General features: G+C 66.0%; 7 protein-coding genes. 6 read left to right on the plus strand and 1 reads right to left on the minus strand.

Features of this window, described 5'->3' with window-relative positions:
* Positions 1-119 precede the first annotated feature (119 nt).
* From uvrB to K2Y56_RS00995, 3 genes are all read left to right on the plus strand, one after another.
* A complete protein-coding gene (uvrB, locus tag K2Y56_RS00985) occupies positions 120-2,798 on the plus strand; it encodes an excinuclease ABC subunit UvrB (RefSeq protein WP_292503899.1) in 2,679 nt (892 codons plus the stop codon).
* Positions 2,799-2,930: 132 nt separating this feature from the next.
* Entirely contained in the window at positions 2,931-3,272 is a 342-nt protein-coding gene (locus K2Y56_RS00990) for a hypothetical protein (RefSeq protein WP_292503901.1), read from the plus strand.
* Positions 3,273-3,360: 88 nt separating this feature from the next.
* A complete protein-coding gene (locus tag K2Y56_RS00995) occupies positions 3,361-4,059 on the plus strand; it encodes a YidB family protein (protein WP_292503905.1) in 699 nt (232 codons plus the stop codon).
* 4 nt (positions 4,060-4,063) lie between these two features.
* On the opposite strand, the gene mgtE is transcribed toward K2Y56_RS00995, so the two are convergent.
* Positions 4,064-5,434, minus strand: a complete 1,371-nt coding sequence (gene mgtE, locus K2Y56_RS01000; RefSeq protein WP_292503908.1) for a magnesium transporter — start codon at positions 5,432-5,434, stop codon at positions 4,064-4,066.
* Here mgtE and K2Y56_RS01005 point away from each other — a divergent pair.
* The 3 genes from K2Y56_RS01005 to pqqA (K2Y56_RS01015) all read left to right on the plus strand — a co-directional run bounded on the left by K2Y56_RS01005 (position 5,403) and on the right by pqqA (K2Y56_RS01015) (position 6,170).
* Entirely contained in the window at positions 5,403-5,759 is a 357-nt protein-coding gene (locus K2Y56_RS01005) for a hypothetical protein (protein ID WP_292503910.1), read from the plus strand. The two genes, mgtE and K2Y56_RS01005, sit on opposite strands and share 32 nt — an antisense overlap.
* Positions 5,760-5,919: 160 nt before the next feature.
* Positions 5,920-6,009, plus strand: a complete 90-nt coding sequence (gene pqqA / locus K2Y56_RS01010) for a pyrroloquinoline quinone precursor peptide PqqA (protein WP_292503912.1) — start codon at positions 5,920-5,922, stop codon at positions 6,007-6,009.
* A gap of 71 nt (positions 6,010-6,080) precedes the next feature.
* Positions 6,081-6,170, plus strand: a complete 90-nt coding sequence (pqqA, locus tag K2Y56_RS01015; RefSeq protein WP_292503915.1) for a pyrroloquinoline quinone precursor peptide PqqA — start codon at positions 6,081-6,083, stop codon at positions 6,168-6,170.
* The last annotated feature ends 3 nt before the right edge of the window (positions 6,171-6,173 follow it).

Raw genomic sequence — 6,173 nt, forward strand, 5'->3', positions numbered from 1 at the left:
GAGAAGCGTCGGCTTTTCGATGTCCGGGTCGACCATCGAAGCGCGCTGTGAGCCAAGAAGGTGCCCCCCAGCTTGATCGCGGCCTTTCTTGAGAGGCTGCGAATGTCCATATTCGCGCGATGGCTGTCCCGAACAAACCGCGCTCGTCCACCGCCAAGGCGTCGAAACCCGAGCTGAAACCGCTGGATGAGCATCTGGCGGCTCTCTTGAGCCCCGCCCTCAATCGCAATCGTCTGCCCGCGGTCGAGCCCGTCGAGCCGCCCAAGAGGGCAGGACGAGCGAAATCGGCCGGAACGAAGCGGGACGGGTTCGGAGAGGCGCCGCAGGCCGGGTACACCGTCGGCGAGACGGCCGAGGTCGATCCGCGCCTGGCGCATGCGCTGGGCATGCGCGGCCCCGAGGACGGCCCATCAATCGAGGAGCCTGAGGAAACGTCGCTTGCCGCTGACGGCGTATCAGCCACGGTCGATGCGCTCTCGCGGCTCCTCACCGAGGGCAATCCGCTCTTCAAGGACGGCAAGACCTGGGCGCCGCACCGGCCAGAGCGTCCGCAGAAATCCGAAGGCGGCGTTCCCTTCCGCCTGCAATCCGAGTTCGAGCCCGCCGGCGACCAGCCCGCCGCCATCGCCGAACTGGTGGATGGCGTGAAGAAGGTCGAGCGCGACCAGGTGCTGCTCGGCGTCACCGGCTCGGGCAAGACCTTCACGATGGCCAAGATCGTCGAGGAGACGCAGCGCCCTGCCTTGATCCTCGCCCCGAACAAAACTCTGGCGGCGCAGCTCTACGGCGAGTTCAAGAGCTTCTTCCCCGACAACGCTGTGGAGTATTTCGTCTCCTACTACGATTACTACCAGCCCGAGGCCTACGTCCCGCGCTCCGATACCTTCATCGAGAAGGAATCGTCGATCAACGAGCAGATCGACCGGATGCGCCATGCCGCCACCCGCGCGCTCCTCGAACGCGACGACGTCATCATCGTCGCCTCGGTCTCCTGCATCTACGGCATCGGCTCGGTCGAGACCTACACGGCAATGTCGTTCACGGTGTCCCTCGGCGAGCGGATCGAGCAGCGCCAGCTCGTCGCCGACCTCGTGGCGCTGCAATACAAGCGTATCCAGTCCGACTTCGCACGCGGCACCTTCCGGGTCCGCGGCGACGTGATCGAACTCTGGCCCGCCCACTTGGAGGATCGCGGCTGGCGCATCGGCCTGTTCGGCGACGAGATCGAGAAGATCACCGAGTTCGACCCGCTAACAGGCAAGACCATCAACGAGCTTAAGTTCGTGAAGGTCTACGCCAATTCGCATTACGTGACGCCTCGCCCGACGCTGCAGCAGGCGGTCAAGGGCATCAAGACCGAGCTGAAGCTCAGGGTCGACGAGCTGACCAGGATGGGCCGCCTGATCGAGGCGCAGCGCATCGAGCAGCGCTGCACCTTCGATATCGAGATGATCGAGGCCACCGGCGCCTGCAACGGCATCGAGAATTATTCGCGGTATCTCACGGGGAGAAAACCCGGCGAGCCGCCGCCGACGCTGTTCGAGTACCTGCCCGACAACGCCCTGGTCTTCACCGACGAGAGCCATGTCACGGTCCCGCAGATCGGCGCCATGTACAAGGGCGATTTCCGGCGCAAGGCGACGCTCGCCGAGTACGGCTTCCGCCTGCCCTCTTGCCTCGACAACCGGCCCCTGCGCTTCGAGGAATGGGACGCGATGCGGCCTCAGACCGTCCACGTCTCCGCGACGCCGGGCAAGTGGGAGATGAACCAGACCGGCGGCGTCTTCGCCGAGCAGGTCATCCGCCCGACCGGCCTCGTCGACCCCATCATCGAGATCCGGCCCGCCCGGACCCAGGTCGACGACCTGCTGGGCGAGGTGAGGGAAGTCGCCCAGGCCGGCTACCGCACCCTCGTGACGACTTTGACGAAGCGCATGGCCGAGGACCTGACCGAGTACCTGCACGAGAACAGCGTGCGGGTGCGCTACATGCACTCCGACATCGACACCCTGGAGCGGATCGAGATCATCCGCGACCTTCGCCTCGGCGCCTTCGACGTGCTCATCGGCATCAACCTACTGCGCGAGGGTCTCGACATCCCGGAATGTGCGCTGGTCGCGATCCTCGATGCCGACAAGGAGGGCTTCCTGCGCTCCGAGACCTCGCTGATCCAGACCATCGGGCGGGCGGCGCGCAACGCCGACGCCCGCTGCATCCTTTACGCCGACCAGATCACCGGCTCGATGGAGCGGGCGATGGCGGAGACCGAGCGCAGGCGCCAGAAGCAGCTTGCCTACAATGCCGAGCACGGCATCACCCCGCAGAGCGTGAAGCGCGGCATCGCCGACATCCTCGACAGCGTCTACGAGCGCGACCATGTCCAGGTCGATACCGGACTCGCCAAGAACGCCATCACCGTCGGCCACAACCTCAAGGCCGTGATGGCTGATCTCGAGAAGCGGATGCGGACGGCCGCCGCCGATCTCGACTTCGAGGAGGCGGCGCGCCTGCGCGACGAGCTCAAGCGCCTCCAGGCCACGGAGCTCTTCGTCTCCGACGACCCGATGGCGCGTCAGGACGATGTCGAGCGCGGGGCGGGAAAGTACGGTGCCAAGCGCAGCCGGATCGCGAAGCCGAGCCTCGACGATATGGGCCCCGGCACCGATCGCGAATTGCCCGTCGGCGGTGCGGCGCCGAGCTGGCAGGAGCGGCCGAAGCCCCGTTCGACGCAGGGGCTCGGAGGGCAGAAGCCGAAATATCGCGGCCGCGGCAGTGGAGGCTCGCGCTCGCGGGATTGACGGCATGCTGGCCTTCGCATCGGGCGTCGCGCAACGTTCGACGCGACAAATTGCCGGAACCCGGGCGGCGATCCCGACTTTCCTTCGCATGCTGCGCTTCTCAGCGTCGCGCGGGTGAAGATGGAGAGGTCGATGTCCGCACATGCCGTCCTTCGTTCACGGTCGCGATGGGCCGTGACCCTAGTTCTTGCCGGAGCCATGGCCTCCCCGCTGCCGCTCCTCGCGACGGGCGCACAGGCTCAGTCCGTGGACAGCCGCCGAGATCAGCCGACGCCTGCGACGCTTCCCGATCCGATGACGACTCGCCAGCGCGAGGGTGATCGGCCGACGCCGCAGGTGGCGCCGCCAGAGGCCATCACCTCCTCGACGGCGATTGTTCCCTCGGACCGCAAGGGCAAGACCGCTTACACCAATCCCCTCGACCATCTCCCCGCGCGGGACCGCATGGCCGCCGGTGGAAGCCGGCGCGACTGACGTTGTCGGATCCGCATGGTCGGGTGGGGAGACGCGCGAGCGCGCGGCCGGCATCATGCCGGCCGTAGATGTTTTTGAAGGACTGACTATGGGTTTGCTCGATCAGGTCATCGGCGGGGTCCTGGGCCAGGTTCTGGGCGGCCAGCGCGGTCATGAGCAAGACGGCAGGGGGGCTCCCGGCGGCCTGGGCGGAGCGATGTCGCCCATCGTCCAGGCCGTGCTCATGCTCCTCCTGCAGAAGGGAATGAGCGGAGGCTTCGGTGATATCTTCGGGGGTGGCCAGGGCGCGCCCCGACAGGCTCCGCAACACGTTCCCGACGGCGGCGATCTCGGCGGGTTCGGCCAGGATCGCGGGTCCTACCGTGGCTCGGAAGGCGGCGGTGGCGAGTTCGGCGACCTCGCCGGGATGCTCGACGGCCCGGGCGGTGCCTCGCCCAACCCACCTGGACACGATTCCGGTGCTGGCCCCTATTCCGGTCTCGACCGCGAGCCTGCCGACGCGCAGGGCGGCATCAATGGAGGTCTCGAGGACCTCATCGGTCGTTTCCAGCGCGGCGGCATCGGCGACGTGATGGAATCCTGGATTGGCCGTGGACAGAACCGGCCGGTCCAGCCGAATCAGCTCGGCGATGCCCTCGGCCCACAGACTGTCGACGCCCTTCAAAGCCAGACGGGCCTCGATCGGGACACCCTGCTGTCGCAGCTCTCGCAGGTGCTCCCGGGGATCATCGACGGCCTGACGCCTCAGGGCCGGAAGCCCGGCCCCGAGGAGATCCGCCACTGGTGAGACGTCACAGCAGCGTCCCGCGCAGGATCACCATGGCGACGCTGAAATAGATGACGAGGCCCGTGACGTCGACGAGGGTCGCCACGAAGGGCGCCGAGGCCGTCGCCGGGTCGAAACCGAGGCGCTGAAGGACGAAGGGCAGCATCGACCCGGTAAGCGAGCCGAAGGTGACGATGCCAACGAGGGCGGCTCCAACGGTTGCAGCCACTAGGATCCAGTGCTCGCCGTAATCGTAGAGCCCCGCCTTCTGCCAAATCGTGATCCGCAGGATGCCGATGAGGCCGAGGATCGCCCCGAGCAGCATTCCGGTGGGCAATTCGCGCAAGGCAACGCGCCACCAATCCCGCAGACGGATCTCGTGGAGAGCGAGCGCCCGGATCAAGAGCGACGTCGCCTGACTTCCCGAATTACCGCCCGAGCTCATGATGAGCGGGATGAAAAGGGTCAGGACGATCGCCTTTTCAAGCTCACCCTCGAAACCCTGCATGGCGGTGGCGGTCATCATCTCGCCGAGGAACAGGGCGCAGAGCCACCCTGCCCGCTTCCGGATCATCGTGAGGAAGCCGATATCCATGTAGGGCTCGGGCAGCGCCTCCATGCCGCCGAAGCGCTGAACGTCCTGCGTCTGCTTCTCGACCATGGCGTCGATCATGTCGTCGACGGTCACGATGCCGATCAGGTGGCCGACGGCATCGATCACCGGCAGGGCCAGGAGATCGTATTTCGAAATCAGCCGGGCGGCCTGCTCGCGGCTGGCGGTCGGCGAGACCGCGAGCGGCCTCCTCCCCGGGGCTACGCTGAGCACGTTGTCCTCCGGGTTGCCCGAGATGAGCCGGCGCAGGGGAACCGCCTTGGTCAGGGCTTGCGTGCGCGGATCGAGGACGAAGATCGCGTAGATCGTCTCGCGGGTCTTCTCGACGTGGCGGACGTGGTCGAGGGTCTGCTGCACGGTCCAACTGCCCGGGACGGCGACGAACTCCGTCGTCATCAGCGAGCCGACGCTCTCCTCGCCATAGGCGCTGAGGCGGTCGACGGCCCCGCGGGTCTCGGCGTCGAGGCGGGCGCGCAGGTCGGAGCGCCCAGGCTCCTCGATCTCGCGAAAGACGTCGGTGATCCTGTCGGCGGACATGCCTGTCAGGTAGGACGCGACGCGGTCGCGCGGAAGCATCTCGATGATGTCGGCGACCGAGTCGAGTTCGGGCTGATCGAGCACCTCTACCGCCCGGTCATGCGGGAGGCCGAGGATGATGGCGGCGGCGACTTCAGGGGCCTCGTCGTTGAGCGATTCGACGATGTCGGGTGCGCGCTCGTCGGCGAGGCGCGCGGACAGGACCGAGGGGTCGATGGTGCCGAGCATCGAGGCCAGGGCATTCATGGGCTCACCTTGCGATGTCGGCCGTCGGCGGCCGGTCGCAGCGAGCCGCCTAGCGGCCTATGGCGAGCGTCAGGCGATCGAGGCGGCTCGGACGGCGTCCGGCTTGTTGATGGAAAGGGGACTGTCGCTGGGCATCAGGCATATGCTGAATGGGGAAAGCCCGTTCGGCGAACGCGGGGCGCGCCGAAGAAGCGGCGCGGCTTTGCGCCTGCGAAATGGCTCCGTCAAGCGAAAAAACGATCGATACGCCGCCGGAATCGAAAGGCCGCTTCGCATTCTGTCGGCTCGCTGGACTATTCTGCTGAACGCGGAGCAAGACCGCTAACGCACCGTAAGCGCTGCCGTTTCTCTGCACTATCGCTCCATGATCGGCCACAGGCTCCGAGAGCTCCCATCATCCTATGAGAAATATAAGTGTAGCGCCCGCTTGTATTGCGTCCAACACATCGCCTATATCTCGGTGGTCAGCGAGAAGGAGTTACACCATGACGTGGTCTGCCCCCATCGTTCAGGAAGTTTGCGTCGGCATGGAAGTCACGAGCTACGACTCCGCCGAGATCGACACCTTCAACTGAAGGGTCGCCGCCCTATATAGGGTGCAACGTCAAGCATCGTCCCTATCAACACCTATTGTGAGGAAAGCGCCATGACCTGGTCTGCCCCGATCGTCAACGAAGTCTCCGTCGGCATGGAAGTCACGAGCTACGAGTCGGCCGAGATCGATACCTTCAACTAAGGT

The organism is Methylobacterium sp. (genome assembly GCF_019745455.1).
GTDB lineage: Bacteria > Pseudomonadota > Alphaproteobacteria > Rhizobiales > Beijerinckiaceae > Methylobacterium.